General features: G+C 35.5%; 24 protein-coding genes. 16 read left to right on the top strand and 8 right to left on the bottom strand.

Going from position 1 to position 23,599, the window contains the following annotated elements:
• Window position 1: 1 nt before the first annotated feature.
• The 7 genes from SULAR_RS06615 to hisH form a co-directional block, all read right to left on the bottom strand.
• Entirely contained in the window at window positions 2-904 is a 903-nt protein-coding gene (locus SULAR_RS06615) for a uroporphyrinogen-III synthase (RefSeq protein WP_008244279.1), read from the bottom strand.
• Window positions 905-1,096: 192 nt separating this feature from the next.
• Window positions 1,097-2,647, bottom strand: a complete 1,551-nt coding sequence (locus SULAR_RS06610; protein WP_008244276.1) for a 2-isopropylmalate synthase — start codon at window positions 2,645-2,647, stop codon at window positions 1,097-1,099.
• A gap of 325 nt (window positions 2,648-2,972) precedes the next feature.
• Window positions 2,973-3,689 (bottom strand): CDP-diacylglycerol--serine O-phosphatidyltransferase, encoded by a 717-nt coding sequence (gene pssA, locus SULAR_RS06605; RefSeq protein ID WP_008244275.1) that lies wholly within the window; start codon window positions 3,687-3,689, stop codon window positions 2,973-2,975.
• 3 nt (window positions 3,690-3,692) lie between these two features.
• A complete protein-coding gene (ftsH, locus tag SULAR_RS06600; RefSeq protein WP_008244273.1) occupies window positions 3,693-5,663 on the bottom strand; it encodes an ATP-dependent zinc metalloprotease FtsH in 1,971 nt (656 codons plus the stop codon).
• Entirely contained in the window at window positions 5,656-6,483 is an 828-nt protein-coding gene (locus SULAR_RS06595; RefSeq protein ID WP_008244270.1) for a 50S ribosomal protein L11 methyltransferase, read from the bottom strand. The genes ftsH and SULAR_RS06595 overlap by 8 nt, the downstream gene beginning before the upstream one ends.
• Window positions 6,473-7,186: a 1-(5-phosphoribosyl)-5-[(5-phosphoribosylamino)methylideneamino]imidazole-4-carboxamide isomerase gene (hisA, locus tag SULAR_RS06590; protein WP_008244268.1), complete on the bottom strand. Its 714-nt coding sequence runs from the start codon at window positions 7,184-7,186 to the stop codon at window positions 6,473-6,475. Before hisA ends, SULAR_RS06595 begins: the two co-directional genes overlap by 11 nt.
• 11 nt (window positions 7,187-7,197) lie before the next feature.
• Window positions 7,198-7,809 carry an imidazole glycerol phosphate synthase subunit HisH gene (hisH, locus tag SULAR_RS06585; RefSeq protein ID WP_008244267.1) on the bottom strand — a complete coding sequence of 204 codons (612 nt, stop codon included), beginning with the start codon at window positions 7,807-7,809 and terminating at the stop codon, window positions 7,198-7,200.
• A 131-nt stretch (window positions 7,810-7,940) separates the two neighbouring features.
• On the opposite strand from hisH, the gene SULAR_RS06580 reads away from it, so the two are divergent.
• From SULAR_RS06580 to SULAR_RS06505, 16 genes are all read left to right on the top strand, one after another.
• The gene (locus SULAR_RS06580; RefSeq protein WP_008244266.1) at window positions 7,941-8,825 is read left to right on the top strand and encodes a lysophospholipid acyltransferase family protein; all 885 of its coding nucleotides are present in this window, start codon (window positions 7,941-7,943) and stop codon (window positions 8,823-8,825) included.
• On the top strand, window positions 8,822-9,712 hold the full coding sequence (locus tag SULAR_RS06575; protein ID WP_008244265.1) for an ELM1/GtrOC1 family putative glycosyltransferase: 891 nt from the start codon (window positions 8,822-8,824) through the stop codon (window positions 9,710-9,712). Before SULAR_RS06580 ends, SULAR_RS06575 begins: the two co-directional genes overlap by 4 nt.
• The gene (locus SULAR_RS06570) at window positions 9,709-10,800 is read left to right on the top strand and encodes a glycosyltransferase family 4 protein (RefSeq protein WP_008244264.1); all 1,092 of its coding nucleotides are present in this window, start codon (window positions 9,709-9,711) and stop codon (window positions 10,798-10,800) included. Before SULAR_RS06575 ends, SULAR_RS06570 begins: the two co-directional genes overlap by 4 nt.
• A complete protein-coding gene (locus SULAR_RS06565; RefSeq protein ID WP_008244263.1) occupies window positions 10,797-11,891 on the top strand; it encodes a glycosyltransferase family 4 protein in 1,095 nt (364 codons plus the stop codon). The genes SULAR_RS06570 and SULAR_RS06565 overlap by 4 nt, the downstream gene beginning before the upstream one ends.
• Window positions 11,888-13,030 (top strand): non-hydrolyzing UDP-N-acetylglucosamine 2-epimerase, encoded by a 1,143-nt coding sequence (gene wecB / locus SULAR_RS06560; RefSeq protein WP_008244262.1) that lies wholly within the window; start codon window positions 11,888-11,890, stop codon window positions 13,028-13,030. The genes SULAR_RS06565 and wecB overlap by 4 nt, the downstream gene beginning before the upstream one ends.
• Window positions 13,018-13,341, top strand: coding sequence for a hypothetical protein (locus SULAR_RS06555; RefSeq protein ID WP_038000218.1), 324 nt, complete (start codon window positions 13,018-13,020; stop codon window positions 13,339-13,341). Before wecB ends, SULAR_RS06555 begins: the two co-directional genes overlap by 13 nt.
• 146 nt (window positions 13,342-13,487) lie before the next feature.
• Window positions 13,488-14,099: a glycosyltransferase gene (locus SULAR_RS06550; RefSeq protein ID WP_038000215.1), complete on the top strand. Its 612-nt coding sequence runs from the start codon at window positions 13,488-13,490 to the stop codon at window positions 14,097-14,099.
• A 1-nt stretch (window position 14,100) separates the two neighbouring features.
• The gene (locus tag SULAR_RS06545; protein ID WP_008244261.1) at window positions 14,101-14,511 is read left to right on the top strand and encodes an FdtA/QdtA family cupin domain-containing protein; all 411 of its coding nucleotides are present in this window, start codon (window positions 14,101-14,103) and stop codon (window positions 14,509-14,511) included.
• Complete coding sequence (locus tag SULAR_RS06540) at window positions 14,498-15,181, top strand: acetyltransferase (protein WP_008244258.1); 684 nt, start codon at window positions 14,498-14,500, stop codon at window positions 15,179-15,181. The genes SULAR_RS06545 and SULAR_RS06540 overlap by 14 nt, the downstream gene beginning before the upstream one ends.
• The gene (locus SULAR_RS06535) at window positions 15,178-16,098 is read left to right on the top strand and encodes a hypothetical protein (protein WP_008244256.1); all 921 of its coding nucleotides are present in this window, start codon (window positions 15,178-15,180) and stop codon (window positions 16,096-16,098) included. The genes SULAR_RS06540 and SULAR_RS06535 overlap by 4 nt, the downstream gene beginning before the upstream one ends.
• On the top strand, window positions 16,099-17,037 hold the full coding sequence (locus SULAR_RS06530) for a GNAT family N-acetyltransferase (RefSeq protein WP_008244254.1): 939 nt from the start codon (window positions 16,099-16,101) through the stop codon (window positions 17,035-17,037).
• A complete protein-coding gene (locus SULAR_RS06525; protein ID WP_008244252.1) occupies window positions 17,034-18,137 on the top strand; it encodes a DegT/DnrJ/EryC1/StrS aminotransferase family protein in 1,104 nt (367 codons plus the stop codon). The genes SULAR_RS06530 and SULAR_RS06525 overlap by 4 nt, the downstream gene beginning before the upstream one ends.
• Before the next feature lies 1 nt (window position 18,138).
• Window positions 18,139-19,218 (top strand): glycosyltransferase, encoded by a 1,080-nt coding sequence (locus tag SULAR_RS10920; protein ID WP_008244250.1) that lies wholly within the window; start codon window positions 18,139-18,141, stop codon window positions 19,216-19,218.
• Window positions 19,219-19,228: 10 nt separating this feature from the next.
• Window positions 19,229-19,852 (top strand): DapH/DapD/GlmU-related protein, encoded by a 624-nt coding sequence (locus SULAR_RS06515; protein ID WP_008244248.1) that lies wholly within the window; start codon window positions 19,229-19,231, stop codon window positions 19,850-19,852.
• A 19-nt stretch (window positions 19,853-19,871) separates the two neighbouring features.
• Window positions 19,872-20,882 carry a glycosyltransferase family 10 domain-containing protein gene (locus SULAR_RS06510; RefSeq protein WP_008244246.1) on the top strand — a complete coding sequence of 337 codons (1,011 nt, stop codon included), beginning with the start codon at window positions 19,872-19,874 and terminating at the stop codon, window positions 20,880-20,882.
• Window positions 20,883-20,981: 99 nt separating this feature from the next.
• Complete coding sequence (locus tag SULAR_RS06505) at window positions 20,982-22,562, top strand: phosphoethanolamine transferase (protein WP_008244245.1); 1,581 nt, start codon at window positions 20,982-20,984, stop codon at window positions 22,560-22,562.
• Window positions 22,563-22,582: 20 nt separating this feature from the next.
• Here the strand turns inward: SULAR_RS06505 and SULAR_RS06500 are convergent, their stop codons facing one another.
• Window positions 22,583-23,590: an NAD-dependent epimerase gene (locus tag SULAR_RS06500; protein ID WP_008244243.1), complete on the bottom strand. Its 1,008-nt coding sequence runs from the start codon at window positions 23,588-23,590 to the stop codon at window positions 22,583-22,585.
• Window positions 23,591-23,599: the final 9 nt, after the last annotated feature.

The raw sequence follows: 23,599 nt of genomic DNA, 5'->3' as shown, positions 1-23,599 counted from the left end.
CCTAGCTATTGAGTTCTATCGCTTTTTTAACACACGATTCAAGTGAAGTTGTATCAGAAATGACAGGTGTAATATTTTCCGGAAAGTGATGTGCAGTTGTATGGCCTATGGATATGGCTTTAAAACTTTCATCCCAAGATATGTTTTTAAAAAAACATTCAATCGTTGAAGGTGAAGAGAAGATTATGGTTGAATTTTTAGGTAATTTTACTTTTTTATCAAAATGTTTACAAACTGTTTTATATATGATCAACTCGTCACACAGTATGCTATTTGTATTTAAAATATCTGTAATATTCGAGATCACTTTAGAGGCTCTGACATAAAGAAGTTTTTGATGTTTAAATTTTTCTGCTATCTCTAATGCAAACTGATCCCCATGTTTTTCTTTGCCAACAAATCTTAGATTCCCGCCTAAGTGTTTCACTATTTTAGCCGTCTCCGGCGCTATCACATATGCTGGTTTCTTTTTCCAGGTTTTATCCATAGTATCAAGAGCATAAAGTGCATTTTTGGACGTAAATATCAAAGCATCATAAGAAGAGAGATCAATATCTTGTTGGATCGGTTCTATGTCGAATACCGGTAAGTTCTTGGCCCATTTAACTTTTTTATCACTCAAGATATAGATAGGCATTCTGCTGTTCTTTATGTTTGCGATCATTGATATGAAGTGTCTTTTTATTTTTTTCAATAAAGTATCTGAATCTGCGATCACGATAGATTTATTTTCATCAATAAAAAAGTGGATATGTTTTTTACTGAGTGCATGTGTGATTTTGATCAATTCAGGGTAGGTATACTCACTGGCCCAATTTTTATCCAATATTAAAAGGTTCTTTTTTTCATCATAGGTATAATAGATTAAGTTTAATGGTTCCAGTATGTTCTGTATTTTTTCCATGATTCACATTTATTTTGAAGATCGAATTAGAGTATATGGTACAACTTTGTATTTAACTGTTTGTTAACAGAAGGTTGAGTGTCACGGAAAACCTCCTTAAAAAATAGAAGTCATTTGAGAACCGTGATGACGTTCCTCTACTTTTCTAGAAAAGTAGAGGAAAAAGTCTGAATATCAATCAAGGAAAGGGGATTAGACAGTCTTTGAACTGTCAACGTAACGAGACTTTAACTTCCCTTCCATGCTCAAGTAAGAATTTAGCGCACCGATATAAGCTCTTGCCGAGGCTAACATGGTGTCTATGTTCAATCCATGTCCTATGATGGCAGGTTCGCCGTTGAATGAGACTTTAACGGTGACATTTGCCAAAGCATCTTTACCCTGACTTACCGACTTTACTTTGTAGTCCATCAATTGACCCTCATAGCCGGAGATCCTGTCAATAGTTTTAAAGACCGCATCGATGGTCCCTTCACCTATACCTGCATCAATGATCTCTGCTTCGCCTTTTCTAATACTTACTGCCGCTGAGGGTACACCATTGGAACAATCCATTAACTGTAAAGAGACCAATTCAAAGACTTTAGGCGCCATTGTCATCTCATCAGTGACCAACGCCCTTAGGTCATCATCATAAATATCTTTTTTCTTATCTGCCATGATCTTGAAACGTTCAAAAGAAGCATTTAATGCTTCATTATCTAAAGTAAATCCTAACTTCGCCAATTTGTCTTTAAAGGCTGCACGGCCCGAGTGTTTACCTAAGACCAATGTGTCATCCATATCCAATCCGATATCTTCCGGACGTATGATCTCATAAGTCTCTTTATTTTTCAACATACCGTCCTGGTGAATACCGCTCTCATGTGCAAAAGCATTTTTACCGACGATGGCTTTGTTCGGCTGAGGTTCTATACCTGTAATATTGGCGATCAAACGGCTTGATGGGTAGATCTCTTTGGTGTTGATATTGGTTTGATAGTCAGCAAAGACATCTGAACGTGTTTTTAATGCCATGACGATCTCTTCCAGTGCAGCATTTCCTGCTCTTTCACCTAAACCGTTGATGGTACACTCTATTTGTCTTGCACCATTGATCACCGCTTCTAAAGAGTTTGCGACACCCAAACCTAAGTCATTATGATTATGTACGGAGATGATCGCTCTACCCTTGGTGTATTCGCTCATCTCTTTGACCATTGCACCGATCTCAAAAGGAAGTCTGAACCCCACCGTATCGGGTAAGTTGATCGTAGTTGCACCTGCCTCTATGACGGCATCAGAGATCTCTTTCATAAAACCGATATCTGAACGGCCTGCATCCTCACAGGAAAATTCTACGTCATCCACGAATGTACGTGCATACTCAACAGCTCTGACCGCTCTTTTGATCACTTCATCAGGTTTCATCTTAAGCTTATGTTCCATATGGATGCTTGAGGTGGCTATGAATGTATGGATACGTCTCATCTTTGCTTTGGCGATGGCTTCCCCTGCTGCTTTTACATCTGCATCGATCGCTCTGGCCAAAGAACAGACCGTCGAGTTTGTGACCCTTTGTGAGATCTTGTCAATCGCATCAAAATCTCCGGGACTTGCTGCGGCAAAACCCGCTTCGATGATATCTACACCCAAACGCTCTAACTGTGCAGCGATCTGGATCTTCTCTTCAGTGTTCATAGAAGCCCCTGGGCTCTGCTCACCGTCTCTTAATGTGGTGTCAAATATTTTTATGGTTTCCATTCTGTTTCTCCTCATAATGCGGCAGCGCCACATTATCATACCTCTCATTAAAGCTACACCTGGCAGTGAGGGTTCAATAGCATACTTTTTTAAAGTACGGGTGTAAATGATTGTCTAATTCTACCTAAATTGTAGTTATTAGAAACTAATTGTTTATTTATTGTGTAAAAAGGGTATGGATCGTTAGACGATTAGAGTGCGAGCAGCAGCAGGAGAGAGCTATCTTTAGTGAAAATAGTATGTTGGTTTATGATAGTTTTCATAATCTCTCCTTTAAATTTTAGAAATTATACAGTATTTAAAAATAAAATACAAGGGATAATAATTATCTCTTAATTTTGATATTTCGTACATTTAATGTCCGTAATGCACGAAGAGGACCATAGAGTGTATATCCTAAGATAATAATGGCAAAGCCTTCTGCCGAAAAAAGATAGAGTAAAGAAGCGGTCAGCATCAGCATGATCATGGTTTTAAATACCATGGGCTTGTCCAGGCTTACCTTCTTAAATGAAGGGTAACGAAAGTTACTTACCATCAGTACGGCAATACCAAGCGTTAGAAAAAGCAATATGATACCGTAATCTTCAAGTGTATATTTATAAAAGAGAAGTATCCACATGGAGACAAAAATGGCTGCAGTAGGAATAGGCAGTCCTATAAATACGTTGGGGTCTGTTTTTGCAGTAGAGATGTTAAATCGCGCCAAACGAATCGCACCGAAGATCACATAGAGTGCAGAGACCAGTATGCCAAAACGTCCAAATTCATTACCAATGAAAAAATAGAGTAACATGGCTGGAGCGATACCAAAAGAGATAATGTCTGCTAAAGAGTCAAACTCTACACCAAACTGACTGGTGGTGTTTGTCATACGTGCAATACGCCCATCCAAACCGTCAAAGACAAGTGCCAAAAGGATGAGCCATGAAGCAAGTATTATGTTTCCTTTGCTTGCTTCGACCATACTTATCACCCCTACAAAAATGCTGCTTGCAGTAAACAGATTTGGCAGGATATAGATAAGCTTTGCATTTTTCATTGGTTACTCGTCAGTTTTTTCTTTCTCGGCAGTTTCAGCTTCAGCTTTTGCTATTTTATCACCATGGGCTAGACGGCTCTTCATATTATTCTCTTTTTCATAATTCTCTATGATCTCACGTACTTTCTTACCTTCGATCACTTCAACATCTAAAAGTACAGCCGTCATATTTTCTATGGCTTGATGGTAATCAGTTAACGTATTTTTGACATAGGTATAACGTTCATTCAACGTAGAACGGATATAGTTATCCATATCTTCTGCCATTTTCTCACTATAGTCTGTGGATACTGCACCACCGCCAAGGAAAGAGTTTTGGCTACGAGAAAGAACCATGAGCCCTGCCACATCGGTCATCCCATATACAGAGATCATATCTTTTAAAATAGCCGTTGCACGGTCAAGGTCATTCCCTGCACCTGTACTTATCTCACCGATGAAAACTTCTTCAGCCGCACGGCCACCAAGAAGTACATCTATCTCAGCCATAAGCTCATGCTTTTGTTTTAAGAAACGCTCTTCATCCTCAGGAAGGTGCAGGGTATAGCCCAATGCACCCAATCCTCTAGGAATAATAGAGACTTTTGTGACACGTGTGGCACCTGGTGTAAGTTCTGCCATCAGTGCATGACCACTTTCATGATAGGCTACGATCTTTTTCTCAACTTCTGAGATCTTTCTATTCTTCTTTTCGAGTCCCACAAATGAACGCTCTATAGATTCTAAAAGATCTTCTTGTTCTATCTCTTTTTTGTTAAATCTTCCGGCTAAAAGCGCAGCTTCGTTGATGATATTCGCCAGATCAGCACCTGCCAAACCAGCTGTCTGTTTTGCAACAATAGTTAAATCAACATTGGCTGCTAGTTTCACATCTTTAGAATGTACTTTCAAAATAGCCAAACGTCCGTCATAATCAGGTTTGTCTACCAGTACCTGTCTGTCAAAACGTCCTGCTCTAAGAAGGGCTGCATCCAGTGTTTCTGGTCTGTTCGTCGCAGCAAGTACTATCACAGGGGTATTTGTACCAAAACCGTCCATCTCTGCGAGTAGTTGGTTGAGTGTCTGTTCTCTTTCATCATTTCCACCCATCTGTCCACCCGATGCACGGCTTTTACCAATGGCATCGATCTCATCAATGAAAATAATAGAGGGTGCTTCTTTTTTTGCCTGGGCAAAAAGATCACGTACACGGCTTGCGCCTACACCCACAAACATTTCAATGAAACTTGAACCACTTACAGAGAAGAAAGGAACGGAGGCTTCACCTGCCACAGCTTTTGCAAGCAGTGTTTTACCCGTACCTGGAGGTCCTACTAAAAGTAAACCTTTGGGGATCTTTGCTCCCAGTTCTATATAACGTTCAGGGAATTTAAGGAAATCAACGATCTCTTTTACTTCATCTTTGGCTTCTTCCACTCCCTGTACATCATGAAACTTCGTATCAGGTTTTTCAGAGTTTATCAGCTTGTCGGCTTTACCTGCACCCAGTATACCGCCCCCCATACCTTTAGACATTTTTTTAGCCAAGAAGATCCAAATAGCAAAGAAGATGAGGATAGGCAGCAGTGACCCTAAAAGATCAGAGAGAAAGCCACCCCCCATGATACCTTCATAAGTGATATGTTTTTCTTCCAAAAGAGGGATAAGATCTTTGTCATAGGTTGGAACATTTTGTGCAATAAAACGCGTTTTACGTCCATCGATATCAGCGATAGCTTCTACCGTTGTAGGCGTAAGTTTTACAGATGTGATCGTTCCTTTTGCTATTTCACTCTTGATCTCAGAGTATTTTACTGTCTTGGTTTGTGTGACATTGTTGCTGCTGTCGAGCATATTGCCAAGACCGCCACTATCACCCACAAATGATTTAAAGATCATGATGATAACAATAGAAAAGAGTGCAAACGCCAATAACGGGTTATTGTTGAAAAAATTATTATTATTATTATCTTGATTATTATTTTGCTTAGCCATTTATTTCCTTCTTATATACGAGTGTGACCCATTCATCTTTAAGTATTCTTTGTACTAGTGTAAGTTCTTTAAATGATTCTACTACTAGGTTTTCTTTTTTATCTAAAATACCTGAAAGTATCAACAGTCCATCTTCTTTACACGCAGATTTTAAATCTTTTGCGATAAATCTGAGTACATCTGCTATGATATTTGCAATGACTATATCATAGGTACCTTCAGCTTTGTCTATAGAGCCTTCCCAGAGTTTGTCGTAGGTTTCTTCGTTGAGTGTGAAGTTCTCTTTACAACTTTCAACAGAGAGAGGGTCCGTGTCACAAAGTTCTACATTTGCCCCCAGTTTCTTACACGCAAGACCCAAAATACCAGAACCACAACCGACATCTATAACAGATTTACCGGCATCGACATAAGTGCTGATAGCCTCCAAACATGAAAATGTCGTGGCATGGTGTCCTGAACCAAAAGCAAGTGCAGGGTCTATTTTGATATTGATACACTCTTCTTTAGGCGCATACCAGCTTGGGAAGATATAGAATTTACCAGCTTCTATAGGTTGGATAGAGTCTTGATAGGTTTTTATCCAGTCTATATTTTCTTTCTCTTCGAGTGTATAGTCCATTTTGATGGCATTACTTAAAGTACCGGCTAATGATACAAGTGCATCTTTAACGAAAGTTAAATCAGATTCACTTCGTACGATGATCTTTCCTGTACCGAGTTCCAGTCCTTCACCATAAATATTGGCAATGAAGTCTGCGATAAAATCTACATAAGTATCATCAAGTGTGATGGTCAGTTCATAATATTTATCTTGCATTAGCAACCTTAAATGCTTCTTCCAAGTCAAGTGTACCTTCGTAGAAAGCTTTACCTACGATCGTACCATCGATACCTGCCTCTATAAGTGCATTGATATCTGTCATATCTTTTAATCCGCCAGAAGCGATCGTTTCAAGGCCTGAAGCCTTTTGAATTTCCAGTGTAAAATCTACATTGACCCCTGTCATCATTCCGTCACGGCCTACATCAGTACAGATGATTGCTTGTACACCTGCGTTGGCAAATTCCCGTGCAAGGTCAGTGGCTTTCATATCACTCACTTCTGCCCAGCCTTCCACAGCGACCATGCCGTCTATGGCATCAATGCCCACAACGATTGGGTATTTGGCTGCCATATCTTTTACAAACTGAGGGTTTTTTACTGCTACTGAACCCAATATGAGTCTGTCAACCCCCAAGTCAAGGTACATCTTGATAGTCTCTTCATCACGGATACCTCCACCCAGTTCAAGTTTGAGGTTGCAGTGCTCACGAATTTGTCTGATCTGCTCTAAGTTCTCAGGCTTACCTGCAAAAGCACCGTTAAGGTCAACAAGGTGCACCCATTCACTCCCAAGCTCTTCAAAACGTTTGGCCACTTGCCAAGGTTCATCCGAGTAGATCTTTGCAGATTCCATGAGCCCTTTGCTTAGTCTTACTGCTTTACCGTCTTTAAGGTCTATTGCTGGTAGTATTGTCATCTGTTCTTTTCCTATAGTTTTGTAAAATTTTCTATGATTTTCAAACCATTCTCATGGCTTTTCTCAGGGTGTGGTTGGATACCGTAAATGTTCCCATTTTGTACGGCCGATACAAACTCATACCCATAGTGTGTTTTTCCTATGACGTATTGATCATCACATACAGCATGGAATGAGTGGACAAAGTAGAGATAGAAGTCTTTGTTCAGTCCGGCAAAGATAGCCGTTTCTTTTTGTTGAAAGAGTTCATTCCAACCCATATGCGGTACTTTGAGGTGATGGTCAAATTTCTTTTCATCAAAAGCAACGACTTTGCCGGGAATCAGTCCCAAACCTTGTGTCTGTCCAAACTCTTCAGAACTTTCAAAAAGCAATTGCATCCCAAGGCAGATACCTAAAAGTGGTTTGCCTGATGCAGCAAAATCAATGACTGCTTTATCCATACCGTTTGCTTTGAGGTGTTCCATAGCATCACCATAGGCACCTACCCCAGGTAGGATGAGTTTATCATACTGGCCAAGTTTGGAAGGGTCACTCTCCAGAGTGGCATCTGCACCGACCTTGGCAAATGCATTAATGACAGAGGCCAGGTTCCCCATGTTGTAATCGACGATTCCTATCACGATCGTATTCCTTTGATACTCTTATAAATTACTGTGATTATAGCAAATTAAATTGAAAGCAGGTGTTTGGAGTCTTTATCCTTTAGGCTATTTGGGTAAAATTACATATCATATTTGCAGACAGGATAGGAATGAGAGAAAAAATAGAGTATGCGTTTGTAAGACTATTTTTGTGGTTGGCAAAGATAGCACCTACATCATTTATTTATATGATGATGAAAGCGCTTACCCTTCTTGTCTACCGACTAGATAAAAAAAGACGCCATCTTACTATTACTAATCTTGCCATGGCCTTTCCTGAGAAAACACCTCAAGAGATAGTGATCCTCTCTAAAGAAGTGTACAGGGAACTCTCTAAAACCATTACTGAAATTTTGTTGATGTTCACGGGAAAATTCGATATCGACAATGCGATCAAAAACAGAGAAGAAGTCAAAGAGAAATTACAAGAATTGGCACAAAACAGTCCACATGGTATCGTCTTTATGACGGCACATTTCTCCAACTGGGAACTCATGGCACACTTTATCGCAAAAAACGGACTCCCTATGATCGTCATAGGACGCAAGGGAAACAACAGACTGATAGAATCCAACATTACCACACCGTTTCGTGAGAAATACGGTAACAGTGCTGCAAGTAAAGATAAAGCAATGCTTTCTATGATGAAAAAGCTGAAAGCGAAGGGGAATGTGGGACTGCTTATAGATCAGAAATCGGGTGGTTCACACAGTGCCAAGATAGACTTTTTTGGAAAACCTGCGGAAACCACGCTTTCTGTTGCTTCACTGAAATTGAAGCTTGATCCCTTGATCGTACCTGTTTTTGTAGTGAGAGGTAGTGACGGGTTGTATGAGTTGGTGATCAATGCACCCGTTGAGTATATGGCAGATGAGATAGAAGATCAGCAGAAAAAGCTTGAAGCGATGACTTTGCAATACAATAAAGCCATCGAGGATGTCGTTAGAAAGTATCCTTCTCAATGGTTCTGGATGCATAACAGGTGGCGGCTGTGAGTAGAGTACTTATACTCAGTGATGGTCGTCCGGGACATCTGAATCAGTCGCTAGCTTTTGTGAAGTATTTGAATGTATCTTATGATGTTGTATCGGTCACATTTAAACATCAATGGTTTAAAGCACTGAGCTATATATTTGATAAAGTAGGAATATACAGTGAAAATCTGTTTGATATACAGTTAGATAAAACATATGATATGGTCGTGGGGACAGGCTCCAGCACATCCTATGCAACGAAAGTGCTGGCTAAAAAAATGCATGCAAGATCGGTAGCGATGATGCTGCCTCGAGGTTATCACTATGATTTTGATATTATCTTTGCTCAAAGCCATGACAATCCGCCTAAACAGAAGAACATTATAGAGATACTTGCAAATTTTTCTTATGTGGAGCCTAAAGGACTTTATAAGGCACAAAAAAAGTCTATAGGTATCGTGATTGGTGGGGACAATAAAAGTTTTACTATGTTGAAAGAAGAACTACAGGCACAATTAGACACGATAGTTGACGCATACAGAGAGTATGAGGTTGCTATCACCACATCTCCTAGAACCAGTAAAGAGATAGAAGATTTGATAGCGTCATATGCTTTTGATTATGAAGTGATCTTCTCTAAAAATCCCGTCAATCCCATTCCTGATTTTCTAGAACAGTGCGAGACGGTGTTTATCACAGGTGACAGTACCTCTATGATCTCAGAAGCGGTCTCCTACGGTAAGTCTAATGTGGTTGTTTTACCTTTAGAGAGTGAGAAAGATAATAAATTCACCCGATTCATAGATATGTTGGAAAAAGAAGGGTATCTGCATATTTTTGATGGCACTATAAAACATCATAATAAAAAAATAGATTTTAAGACATACCTTGAAGGGGTAAGTCTATGAAGATAGTACAGTTATTGCCTGAACTGAATGAAGGCGGTGTAGAACGCGGTACTGTAGAGTTGAGCCGTGAGTTGGTGAAATTGGGGCATGAGAGTATCGTGATCAGTGCAGGGGGAAAACTGGAAGAACAGATCACAAAAGAGGGCGGGATACATATCACTTTTGATGTCTGTTCCAAAAATCCTTTGACTGCTCCTTTACGTATAGTGAAATTACAAAAAATCTTGAGCGAATTGAAGCCTGATATCCTTCATGCAAGAAGCAGAGTCCCTGCATGGCTTACTTACCTGGCAAATAAAAAGCTGCATATCCCTTTTGTTACCACAGTGCATGGATTTAACAGTGTGAGCCCTTACAGTGCCATTATGGCAAAAGGAGATAGGGTGATATGTGTGAGCGGTGCCATCAAAGCGTATATCCAAGAGCATTATCACACAGAAGAGAAGAAGATCAACGTAATACCACGAGGCATAGACTTAGAAAAATTCAATCCTCAAAATCTTGATCAATCATTTATCGAAGATTTCAAAAAAGAGTATCATTTAGAAGATAAACGAATCATCACAACGGTAGGACGTATCACGCAACTCAAAGACCATCAGACCTTTATCCGTGCTATTGCTTTATTGAAAAAAAATGATCCAAATATTGTAGGCTTGATCGTTGGTGGAGTACGAGAAGACAAACAGGAGTATTTTCACTCCTTAGAAGGCTTGCTGAAAGAGTTAGGTTTAGAGGATACTATCATCTTTACCGGTTCACAAAGTAGGGTGGCTGAAATTTATGCTTTAAGTGATGTAGTGGTGAGCAGTTCTAAAAAACCAGAGAGTTTTGGAAGAAGTGTTGCTGAAGCATTGGCTCTTAACACGCCTGTAGTGGCGACAAGTCATGGAGGCGTATTGGATATTATCGTTGAAGGTGAAAATGGATTTTTTTATCCTGTAGGTGAGAGTGAAGTATTGACTGAAAAAATTTTAAAGTCAAAGGAATTAAAGTTCGATGGATATAATTATGTAACTTATAATTTTTCCTTGAAGAATATGGTAGAAAAGACTATTGCAGTATATGAAGGCTTATTAAAACGATGAAAATATTAATGGTTAGTTTGGATTATCCTCCAACAGTAGGAGGCATTACTGCACATGTCTATGAGCTTTCACAAGCTTTAAAAAATATAGGATGTCATGTCAGTGTTGCTACTAAATTTGTTGAGAAAGGTCAAAAAGCCTTTGAAACGGTAGATGGCATTGATATTTATAGATTCAATTTAAAATATATTGGGTTTACCTACGGATATCAGATCAATAAATTTTTAAAAAAACTGGCAAAAGAAAACCATTTTGATATCATACATATACATGGGATGAGACCATTAGAATTTTACAATATCAAAGATATTCCTCTGGTGTACACAAACCATACTTCCGGTTATTTGAAAAGAATTAAAAAAGGCGGATATAGAATCCCTCTCTTAAAAAGACTGTTCAGTAAACCCAAATTATTTTTGGCACCAAGTGAAGAACTTCTTGAAGTCCCTTTTCATATTGATGCAAAAAAGGTTTTTATTTCAAACGGTGTGATCTCTTCTAAATTTACAAGAAATGAAGAGGTTCGAAAAAAATTAAGAGCAGAATTATCCATTAAGGATGATGAAATACTAGCGATCATGACTCGAAGAATGGTTTGGAAAAATGGAATTAACTATCTTGCTCTAGCAACTAAATATATAAAAAATGATAAATTAAAACTACTTTTTATCGGTGATGGTGAACAGTTCCACGAAGTCAAAAATATTTTAGAAGAAAATTTTAAAAATAGATTTATTCTTTTGGGGTCCAAAAAACATGATGAAATCATTGACTATTACAGTGCTTCTGATCTCTCCATCTTACCATCCTTAATGGAGGCTACAAGTATCAGCGGATTGGAAGCAATGGCTGCATCTTTACCTTTAGTTGGTACAAAAGTGGGTGGAATACCTGTTTTAATAAAAGATGGTATCAATGGATATCTTTGTGAACCAAAAGACCCTAAAGACTTGGCCGAAAAAATTGATAAGATTTTAGAAGGGGACCTTACAAAAATGGGTGAAAACTCTAAGAAGTTTGTTGAAGAAAATTTTGATTGGATCCAAATAGCAAACAAGACATTGAATGAATACAAAGAGCTTTTAAAATGAAAAAAGTACTTTTAGTATTTGGAACAAGACCAGAGGCCATAAAAATGGCGCCTTTAGTAAAAGCATTTGAAAAAGAGGCTTCAATTTTATCCAAAGTATGTGTAACCGCACAACATAGAGAGATGTTAGACCAAGTGCTTGAGATGTTTGATATTAAGCCTGATTATGATTTAAATATAATGAAACCAGGACAAGACTTATTTGATGTAACATCCAATGTCTTGTTAGGTATGAAAGGTGTATTGGCTGACTTTAATCCTGATATTGTCTTGGTACATGGAGATACGACAACTACAAGTGCCAGTTCTCTTGCAGCGTTTTATCATAAAATAAAAGTAGGGCATGTAGAAGCAGGCTTAAGAACGGGTGACCTATACAGCCCTTGGCCTGAAGAAGCTAATAGACAGATAACAGGTATCTTGGCAAACTACCACTTTGCTCCAACCACTACAAGTGAAGATAATCTTCTTAAAGAAAATAAAAATAAGGACACTATTTTAGTAACTGGAAATACTGTTATAGATGCACTATTTTTAGCTTTAGATAAAATAGAAAATACTCCTCAACTAAAAAATAAAATCATTGCATCTATAAATTCTCAGTATCAATTTAATGATACTAAGAAATTGATACTTGTAACCGGTCACAGAAGAGAAAACTTTGGACAAGGATTTATCAATATCTGCGAAGCACTAAAAACACTAGCGAAAAACAATACAGATATTGATATCGTTTACCCGGTCCATCTCAATCCAAATGTTCAAAAACCTGTGAAAGAGATACTATCTGATGTATCAAATGTATTTTTGATAGAACCACTACAGTATGAAAACTTTATTTATATGATGAATAAATCATACTTTATTATCACAGATTCCGGTGGAGTTCAGGAAGAAGCTCCGAGTTTAGGAAAACCGGTACTTGTAATGAGAGATACTACTGAACGGCCAGAAGCCGTTGAAGCAGGCACAGTGAAACTGGTAGGAACACATTCGCAAACGATCATAGATGAAGCACAGAAGCTTTTAGATGATGAAAAGGAATATGAGAGAATGAGTAAAGCACATAATCCTTATGGTGATGGAAAGGCATGTGATCGGATTATAGATTTTATAAAGGAAATGATGTGGCAAGAATAATACATGGTACTTTAAAAATTGTTCACTGTGCAAACTTTAGTGAAAATAAATATGGTAATGTTTATTATTCAATGGATAGAAAAATATCTCATGGTTTGACTCAAAATAATCACTTAGTATATGATTTTAGTTATAGGGATATTGCAAAAAATAATAGATTTTTAGCATTTAAGAAAAAAGCTATTCAAGAGATGAATAAAAGCCTGATTGAACTTTGTCGAAATTTAAAGCCGGATCTACTGTTATTATCAAAAGCTGAGATGATATCTCCACAAACTTTAAAAAAATTAAGGATAGTAATCCACAGATAAATATAGCTAAATGGTTTGTTGATATAGTTGAAACACAAAATAATATCTTTTTTGAACAGTTTGAGTATATAGATTTCTTTTTTCAGACTGCTGGTTCAAGATTAGAGAAGTTATCTAAAAGTTTTGAAAATCTAACATGTGCATATTTGCCATCTATAACGGATGAAGCTTTCGATAAATCAAAAAATAAAGAAAAGCAATATGATATTATATATATAGCGAGAGATCATAAGGAGGATATTAGATATAAATTTGCAGTTGAATTAGATAAATTCTGTAAAAAAAATAATTTAAAACTAAAACTTTTTGGTTCTCTTGGTAACCCTCCAGTTTTTGGACAAAATTATTATGATGAAATATCTAAATCTAAGATTGCAATTAATTTTAATAGAGATGAATATTTAGATAAAAAGAACGAAAATAAAGTCATGGAGTCCTCTGATAGAATGAACCATTTTTTAGGTGTTGGTGTTTGTACTTTTACACCAGAAGTAAATGAAATGGATAGGTTATTTAAAAATAATAAAGAGATTGTTTACTTTATAGGAGTTGAAGATTGTTTTAATAAAATTAAACAATATCTTAGTAATAGATTGTATGAAAAAATTGGAGCGTCAGGTTCCAGAAAAGCTTATGAAATAGTAAATGCAAAAAGAGTTACGAAATATATGATTGAAGTTATTAATAATGAATTACTGGAAAAATATGAGTGGGATGATTATATTTTTAAAAATGGTGTAAAACTACAGGAAGTATGAAATGTCTAATTATGAATTGATAAATTTTAAAACCTTAGGAGATGAAAGAGGTTCTCTTATCGCTATAGAAGAAGGGTATAATGCCCCATTTGATATAAAAAGAGTATATTATATATTTGACACTAAAGAAGGTGTGATAAGAGGTTATCATGCTCACATCAATCTGAAGCAAATAGCTATAGTCGTAAAAGGTAGTTGCACTTTTATTTTGGACAATGGTAAACAAAGAGAAGAGATTACACTTAATAGTCCAAACAAAGGTCTTTTAATAGAAGGGCTTATATGGCGAGAAATGTATGACTTTAGCGATGATTGTGTACTGGTTGTAATTGCAAACGAACTGTATGATGAATCTGACTATATCAGGGATTATCAATCTTTTATATCGAAGGTTAATAATGCAAAAAACTAAAAAACTTATCATTATAGGAAGTGGAGAGACGGGTTTAATCGCGTATGAGTATTTTCAATTCGATTCAACTTATGAAGTAATAGCATTTAGTGTAAATGAAAAATTTATTAAAGATGAAATAGTAAATAATTTACCAGTTGTTCCTTTTGAAACATTAGAAAAAAACTATAATCCAAATGAGTATGAAGTATATGTTGCGATTAGTTCGGGAAAATTAAATAGAAATAGAACAAAAATTTATGGAGAAGCTAAAAGAAAAGGTTATACATGTGCTAGTTATATCAGCTCAAAAGCATTTGTATGGAGAAATGTTGAGATTGGTGAGAATTGTTTTATTTTTGAAGATAATACCTTGCAACCTTTTGTCAAAATTGGAAATAATGTCACTTTATGGAGTGGAAATCATATTGGACATAATTCTACTATAAAAGATAATTGTTTTGTATCTTCCCATTGTGTAATTTCTGGATTTTGTGAAGTTGGTGAAAATTCATTTTTAGGAGTGAATTGTACTGTAGAAGATAATACGAAAATAGCCAAAGATAATTTTATAGGAGCCGGAGCTCTTATTCAGAAAGACACAGTCGAAAGAGGATTTTACCAACTAAAGCAAACAGAATTATCAAAAGTAAATACTCATAGATTATTTAAAATCAAGGAAGATCAATGAAATGGGAAAAGAAAGGTTTGGTTTATCAACCACCCAAAGATGGAAGTTGGAAAGATAATTCTGCACTTACGCCTACAGCATTTTTATTAGATGAAAACACCATAAGAGTTTATGTGAGTTTTAGAGATGTAAAAGGGGTAGGTAGAATAGGCTATATAGATTTAGATGCAAATAATCCATCAAAAATATTGAAAATATCAGACGTTCCTGTTTTGAATATTGGTAAAGATGGAATGTTTGATGATAATGGAGTCATTTTAGGAGATTTGATTAGAGTTGAAGACAAAATTTACATGTATTATGTAGGATTTCAACTTGTTAAAAAATCAAAGTTTTTGGCATATAGTGGACTTGCTATCAGCCATGATAATGGTGAAACATTCAAAAGATATAAAAATACTCCAATTTTAGATAGGGAAGATGAGGCACTTTATATAAGAGCAATTCATTCGGTGATATATGAAGATAATAGATTTAAATTTTGGTATGCTACAGGTAATGGATGGGAAAATATAAATGGTATAGATTTCCCACAATATGATATTAATTATATAGAATCAGAAGATGGAATTCACTTTGGAGAAAATGGAATAAAGTGTATAGAAAATGATAAAGATAATTTAGAGTATAGAATAGGGCGGCCGAGAACATATAAAAAAGATCATAAATATATTATGAATTTTACTTACGGTACGACTGATGGTAGATATATAGCAGGACAAGCTATATCAGAAGATGGCATAAATTGGGAGAGAGATGATAAAAAGTTAGGAATAGAGTTATCTGAGGATGGATGGGATTCTATACATTTAAGTTACCCATCAATAATAACAATAAAAGAAAAAACATATATGTTCTATAATGGTAATAATATGGGGCAAGATGGATTTGGATATGCAGAGTTGGTTGAGAAATAGATGAAAGTTATTAAATATACAAAAGAATTTAAAAATAGTTGGGATAGTTTTGTTAAAAACTCAAAAAATACTCACTTTTTTTTTCAAAGAGACTATATGGAATACCATTCTGATAGGTTCGTAGATTTTTCGCTTCTGGTATTTAATGAAGATGATAAGTTGATAGCTGTATTGCCAGCAAATATAAAAGATAATATTTTGTATTCGCATCAAGGACTTACATTTGGTGGCTTTTTGGTTGATGATAAGATGAAAACAGAAACTATGTTAAATATTTTTGAATCTTTAAAAGTTTTTCTTAAAGAACAAAATGTAAAAAAAATAGTATATAAGTGTATCCCGTATATCTACCATATTAAACCAGCCGAAGAAGATAGATATGCACTTTTTAGAAATGATGCAAAGCTTTTAAGAAGAGATGTGACTTCTACTATAGACTTAACAGAACAAGTTCGATATTCTAAAGGAAGAAAGTGGACGATAAATAAAGCAAAAAAAGAAACAATAGAAATGTTTGAGTCAAATGATTATCAAATATTTTGGCAATTGTTGACCGATGTTTTAGAATCAAATCACGAAGCAAAGCCTGTGCATAGTTTAGAAGAAATTAAAAAGTTGGCTATGTTATTTCCAAAAAATATTCGACTTTTTATAGCCAAAAAAGATGAAAAAGTAGTTTCAGGTGCTTTGATTTATGAAAATAAAAATATTGTACATGCACAATATTTGGCTAATAGTGAAGAGGGACGGGAAATAGGTGCATTAGATTTACTAGTAGATTATTTAATAAAAGAAGTCTATAAAAATAAGAAATATTTCGATTTTGGTATATCAAATGAAGATGCAGGTAGATATTTAAATACCGGGCTTATATCCCAAAAAGAAGGATTTGGTGCTAGAGCTGTAGTACATGATTTTTATGAAATGGAGATAAAGTGATACCTTTTTTAGATTTAAAAAATTTAAATGCTCAATACAGAGATGAATTGATTAATGCATGCACTCGTGTCATAGATAGCGGTTGGTATATTCAGGGGAATGAGTGCAACAGTTTTGAAAATGAATTTGCCCAGTATTGCGGTACTGAATATGCTGTAGGAGTTGCAAACGGTCTTGATGCCCTGACACTTATTATTAGAGCATATAAAGAGATGGGCATCATGAATGATGGGGATGAAATAATAGTACCTGCCAATACTTATATTGCTTCGATTTTAGCGATAAGTGCTAATAACCTAAAACCAGTTTTAGTTGAAGCGGGTATTAATGACTATTTAATAGATCCAGAGAAAATCGAAGAAGCAATTACATTGAAAACAAAAGCAATCATGCCTGTTCACTTATATGGACAGACTTCTAATATGGAAAAAATAAATGAGATTGCAAAAAAATATGATCTAAAAGTCATTGAGGATTCAGCACAAGCACATGGTGCATATTATGGAGATAAAAAAGCCGGTAATCTTGGAGATGCAAGTGGATTTAGTTTTTATCCAGGAAAAAATTTGGGTGCTTTAGGCGATGGTGGTGCTGTAACGACTAATGATAAACAACTTGCAGAGACTATAATGGCTTTAGGAAATTATGGTAGTCAAAAGAAGTATGAAAATCTCTATAAAGGTGTAAATAGTAGACTCGATGAAATACAAGCGGCAATGTTGAGAGTAAAGTTGAATTTTTTAGATAAAGAGATAGAAAATAGAAGAAAAATTGCTGCTTATTATCTTCAAAATATAAAAAATGAGAATATAGTTCTCCCTGTAGTTAGAAATATTGATAATCATGTATGGCACCTGTTTGTAATTAGAACGAAAAATAGGAATCAACTTCAAAAGTATTTAGAGGAGAATGGTGTACAAACGCTTATTCATTATCCTATACCTCCACATAAACAAAATGCATACAACGAATTTGGTAACAATAGTTATCCTATAACTGAAAAAATACATTCTGAAGTATTGAGTTTACCTATTAGTGGGGTACAAAGTTTGGAAGATACACAAAAAATTGTTGATCTATTGTTGGAATATCGAGGGTAAAATGAAATTAATTAAAAAGGTTAAATATCATTTTGAGAATATGATATACAAAAAAAGGTTTGGAAAAAAGTTTTATTTGGATGATTACAAAATAAAAGGTAATAATTTTTCTGGGCGGAAGCTAAATATCATTACATTGTTCCATACAATAAATACATTTGCAGAAAATAATATTATTGCGCCTTTAAAAGAATTAGGTGATGTAGATATTTTTGAATTAACACCTGTTGCACATTCAAAGGAATGGTATAAGTATAAAAGTCAAAAAAATCGGCTGATGTTAAATTTTGTTGATAATATTACTTCTAAAAAAAAGGTAGATGTAATAATGATTTATATAACTGGCCATGGGACAGATATGGAAACGTTAAAAAAATTGAGAGAATATAATATACCGATTATTAGTGAATGTTATGATGATGAGCGAAAATTTAGAAGTAGAAAAGGTAAAGATGGCATATACAGAGGGATGAAAGATGTTTGTAAATATTTTGATCTATCATTAACCACTTCAAAAAGTGCAATTATTAAGTATTTGGTTGAAGGGGGACATCCAATTTATAAAGATTTTGCAGGAAATGAGAAAATATATAAAAACCTATATTTAGAAAAAGAGTATGATGTTGGGTTTGTTGGAGCTAGCTATGGAGTTAGGGGTGAATATATTAATTTTTTGAGACAAAATGGAATCAGTGTTTATACAAAAGGAAATGGTTGGAAAGAAGGTTTTGCTGAAGCTGATGAGATGATTGAAATTTTTAATAAATCAAAAATTGTTTTAGGTTTCTCTACGGTAGGGAAAAATGATGATATATATATATTGAAAGGAAGAGATTTTGAAGTTCCTTTTACTGGGAGTTTTTATATTACCGGTTACCATGAAGAATTAAAAGAATATTTTGAATTGGAAAAAGATATTGAAACATACACATCAAAGGAAGACCTATTAAAAAAAGTCATCTATTATCTATCGCATGAACAAGAGAGAGAAGCTATTGCTCAAAATGGATATCAGAAATGCTTACAAAATTATACAGCTAAAAAATCATATGAAAAAGTCTTTGGATATTTAGATTTATAAGGAAAATAACATGGTTTCACATTCTTTATTAAATAATTTATTTATAAAGTTTTTACTAAAGTCCAAAGCAATAACTATTAAGGGTAAATCAAAAATAAGAATTAAAAAGAATGTTAAGTTTATTACATCAAAAACTACAGACTTTGTTATTGGCTTTGGAGACTCAACGACAGCTAGCTATGCATCTAGTGGGAGTAGTCTTAATTTGATGAAAGATAGTAAACTTTGTATTACAGGAAAAGTCAGTATCGGCATGAATTCAGCTATTACTGTAGAAGATGGTGCGAACTTAGAAATTGGTGATAAAACTTATATTGGAGCGAAAGCACATATTAGAGTAGGAAAATCTTTAAAAATTGGCAAAAATGTTGCTATTGCATGGAATGTAACTATAATGGATAGTGATTTTCATGATTATGCAATTGATGGTAAAAAACAAAATATTACAAAAGATGTTATTATTGGTGATAATGTGTGGATTGGTAATAATGCAATGATTTTAAAAGGAGTTACTATAGGAGAAAATGCGATTATAGGAGCGGGAAGTATTGTTACAAAGGATGTAGAACCCGGTAATGCTGTAGCTGGTAATCCGGCAAAAGTCATAAAAAGAAATGTAAAACCAATACATTAAAAAAGTTCAATGAGGAAGCATGAAAAAATATACCAGAGTTAAATTACTGAATCGTGGAAGTTTAGCTGATGAAGAATCAGGATTCAAAAAGCAGTCTCCGCATAATGATGCTAAATGGGGATCTTGTTCATTCACATTTAACCCACTAGAAACAGATTATGATTGGTTAGTCATCATAGATGATATTCCTCATATTACTCCTAATAGAGTTGAACAATTATCGTGTCCAAAAGAAAATACAATTTTGGTAACAACTGAGCCTACTTCTATTACACGATATGGCAGAGGTTTTGCAAAACAGTTTCATTATTTGATAACAAATCAAGATGAAAAAGCATTGCCTCATCCAAACGCCATCCGTTCTCAGACAGGCAATGTGTGGTTTTATGGAAAAGATTATGATGATATTGTGAGTGTAACTCATCCGACTAAAACAAAAAAAATATCGACAGTATGCTCAAATAAACAACAAGGGCATACAATACATAAACTTAGATATGAATTTACAAAAATCATGGAAGAAAAAATTCCTGAATTAGAAAGATTTGGTAGAGGATTTAAATGGATTGAAACAAAAGCAGAAGCCATAGATGACTATGAGTTTCATGTAGCTATTGAAAACCATTATGCTCCACATGTTTGGACAGAAAAACTTGCAGATACATTTTTAGGATATGCTGTACCCATTTATTATGGTTGTCCAAATGTATATGAGTATTTTCCAGAAGACAGTTTGCTTCTAATAGATATATATAATGTTGAAGATTCTATTGAAAAGATTAAAAAAATCATATCTACACCTGGTGAATATGAAAGAAGGTTGCCCGCAGTAAAAGAGGCCAGAAGAAGGGTTATTGAAGAATATAACTTACTAGCAATGATAAATAATATTGTTGAGAATTCAAAAGAAGACGAATCTACTGTAGGTAATTATAAGATATATAATAGAAGAATGATGAGAGTAAGGCATTTACCAGATTTAGTACGATTTGTTTTCTGGAAAATCAATAATTTTATAAAAAATATTTAACAGAATTGAATAATCGATTTAATATCACTTGAATTGAAATCATCTATATTATGTTAACCTTTTTCAGCTATCATAACGAAAATTTTTACAAGGGTCACATTGAAACCTAGAACATCAGCTGCTCTTATTATAGGGGTCTCGTTATTTATCGTACTTTTTACCAATGTTTCATTTTTTAAGCATGTGCTGGAAGTGTATCCTTTTGATAGTACCTATGCACCTTTTGTTATCTCGCAAGGTTTGGTACTTTTTCTTTTTTTAATCTTTTTATTTTCTCTTTTAAGTTGGAGATATGTCACTAAGCCCATGCTCATATTCATGTTGATGACTGCAGCGACTGCAAACTATTTTATGCAAACCTATAATGTCATTATGGATACAACGATGATTGAAAATACGGTCCAGACAGATATGAATGAAGCCTCTGATCTTATGAGCTGGAAACTGTTTGGTTATGTAATACTACTTGGGGTTTTGCCTTCTTATTTTATCTATAAAACACCTATAGTATATCATGGTATAAAAAAGGAATTTTTTTCAAAATTAAAACTGAGTGCAGGCAGTTTTGCCTTAATCTTTGTTATTATGCTTCCTTTCTCCAAGTACTATACCTCTTTTTTCAGAGAGCATAAGATCTTACGTTCTTATACCAATCCAACTTATGGACTTTACTCTTTGGGTTCTTATGTGAAAGGACAGGTCACAGAGAGAGATATGCCACTCATACAGACAGGATTAGATGCCAAGATAGGGAAAAGAGAAAAGAGAAAAGTAGTGATTATGGTTGTGGGCGAGGCAGTGCGTGCTGATCATTTGTCATTGAATGGGTATCAAAGAGAGACCAATCCACGGATGAAACAAGAAAATATCATCAATTTTTCGAACATGTATTCATGTGGGACCACGACAGCTGTTTCCGTACCTTGTATGTTCTCTGTCTATGATAGAGATGATTATGATACACAAAAAGGACTTCACACCGAAAATGTACTGGATGTACTTTCTCATGCCGGGGTAGAGGTATTATGGAGAGACAATAACTCCGATTCTAAAGGTGTGGCGAATAGAGTACAGTATGAGTATTATAAAACACCTGAGAATAATACTATGTGTGAGGGGGAGTGTCGAGATGTAGGGATGCTGGTCGGACTGGATAGAGTGATCGAAGAGAGCTCCAAAGACATGGTGATCGTGCTGCATCAAATGGGGAATCATGGCCCAGCATATTACAAGCGGTATCCAAAAGAGTTTGAACGCTTTACTCCCACTTGCCAGACCAATCAGCTAGAAGAGTGTTCCCAGGAAGAGATTGCCAATGCCTATGATAATGTACTACTCTATACTGATTACTTTCTTTCTCAGACGATAGGGCTTTTGAAGAAGTATGAGGATACTGTGGATACAGCGATGTTCTATATGGCGGATCATGGCGAGTCTTTGGGCGAAGGAGGTTTCTACCTGCATGGACTTCCATATTTTATAGCGCCGGATGCTCAAAAAAATGTGGCTTCTCTGCTATGGTTAGGAAAAGATTTTCCTCTGGATAAAGAAGAGATTAGAAAAACTGCTTCAAATGAATTTTCTCAAGACAATCTTTTCTCCACACTGCTTGGATTGTTTGATGTGCAGAGTGAAGTGTATGATAAAAAGATGGATATGTTAAAATTTACAAACTTATAAAAAATATATTCTGTTATATTTTATATATGGTAAAACGCTCTATACCACTGTGCAAATTTGTCCACACCCTCCTGGATAGAAGTATCGGGTTTATAACCAAAGTCATTCATGAGCCCACTGACATCTGCATAGGTTGATTTAACATCTCCTGGCTGCATCGGGAGATACTCTTTCTTTGCTTCTTTTCCTAGAGAGTTCTCTAAAGCCTTGATAAAATCCATCAGTTGTACAGGGGCATTGTTCCCGATGTTATAGATCTGATAGAGATCTTTTTCATTAGGGTGGTCGATCACCTTGATACAGCCATCTACAATATCGTCGATGTAGGTAAAGTCTCTGCTCATATCCCCTTGATTGAAGACCTTGATGGCTCTGCCATGAAGAATGGCATCCGCAAAGAGCATGGGTGCCATATCGGGTCTGCCCCAAGGACCATAGACGGTAAAAAATCTAAGACCAGTTGTAGAGATACCAAAGAGGTGAGAGTAGGTATGTGCCATCAGTTCATTTGATTTTTTGGTAGCTGCATAGATAGAGATAGGTCTGTCGACTTGATCAGTGGTTTTGAAAGGTTGTTCTTTGTTGAGTCCATAGACAGAAGAGCTGGAAGCGTAAGAGAGGTTTTTGATACCGTTCTCTCGACACCCCTCAAGAATGTTCATAAAGCCCTGTATGTTACTTTCGATATAGGCATGGGGGTTCTCAAGGCTGTACCGTACACCTGCTTGTGCGGCAAGGTTGCAAACCGCATCAAATTTTTCTTTTTTAAACAAGGCTTCCATCTGAGCCTTATTGGAGAGATCTAACTTGATAAAGGTATGTTTGGGAAAAATGCTCGAAGTGACAGGTTGGTTCTCTTCTATTTGTATAGGGGTAATGCCTAACTCTTTTAAGCGCCCATATTTGAGATTTATATCATAATAGTCATTGATATTGTCTATGCCAATGACTTCATCCCCGCGCTCAAGTAATTTCTTTGCCAAATTAAACCCAATGAACCCCGCTGTTCCTGTGACTAATATCTTCATTTCCTTCCT

The sequence above is a fragment of the Sulfurovum sp. AR genome, from assembly GCF_000296775.1.
GTDB lineage: Bacteria > Campylobacterota > Campylobacteria > Campylobacterales > Sulfurovaceae > Sulfurovum > Sulfurovum xiamenensis.
This window is presented reverse-complemented; position numbering and strand designations above follow the sequence as displayed.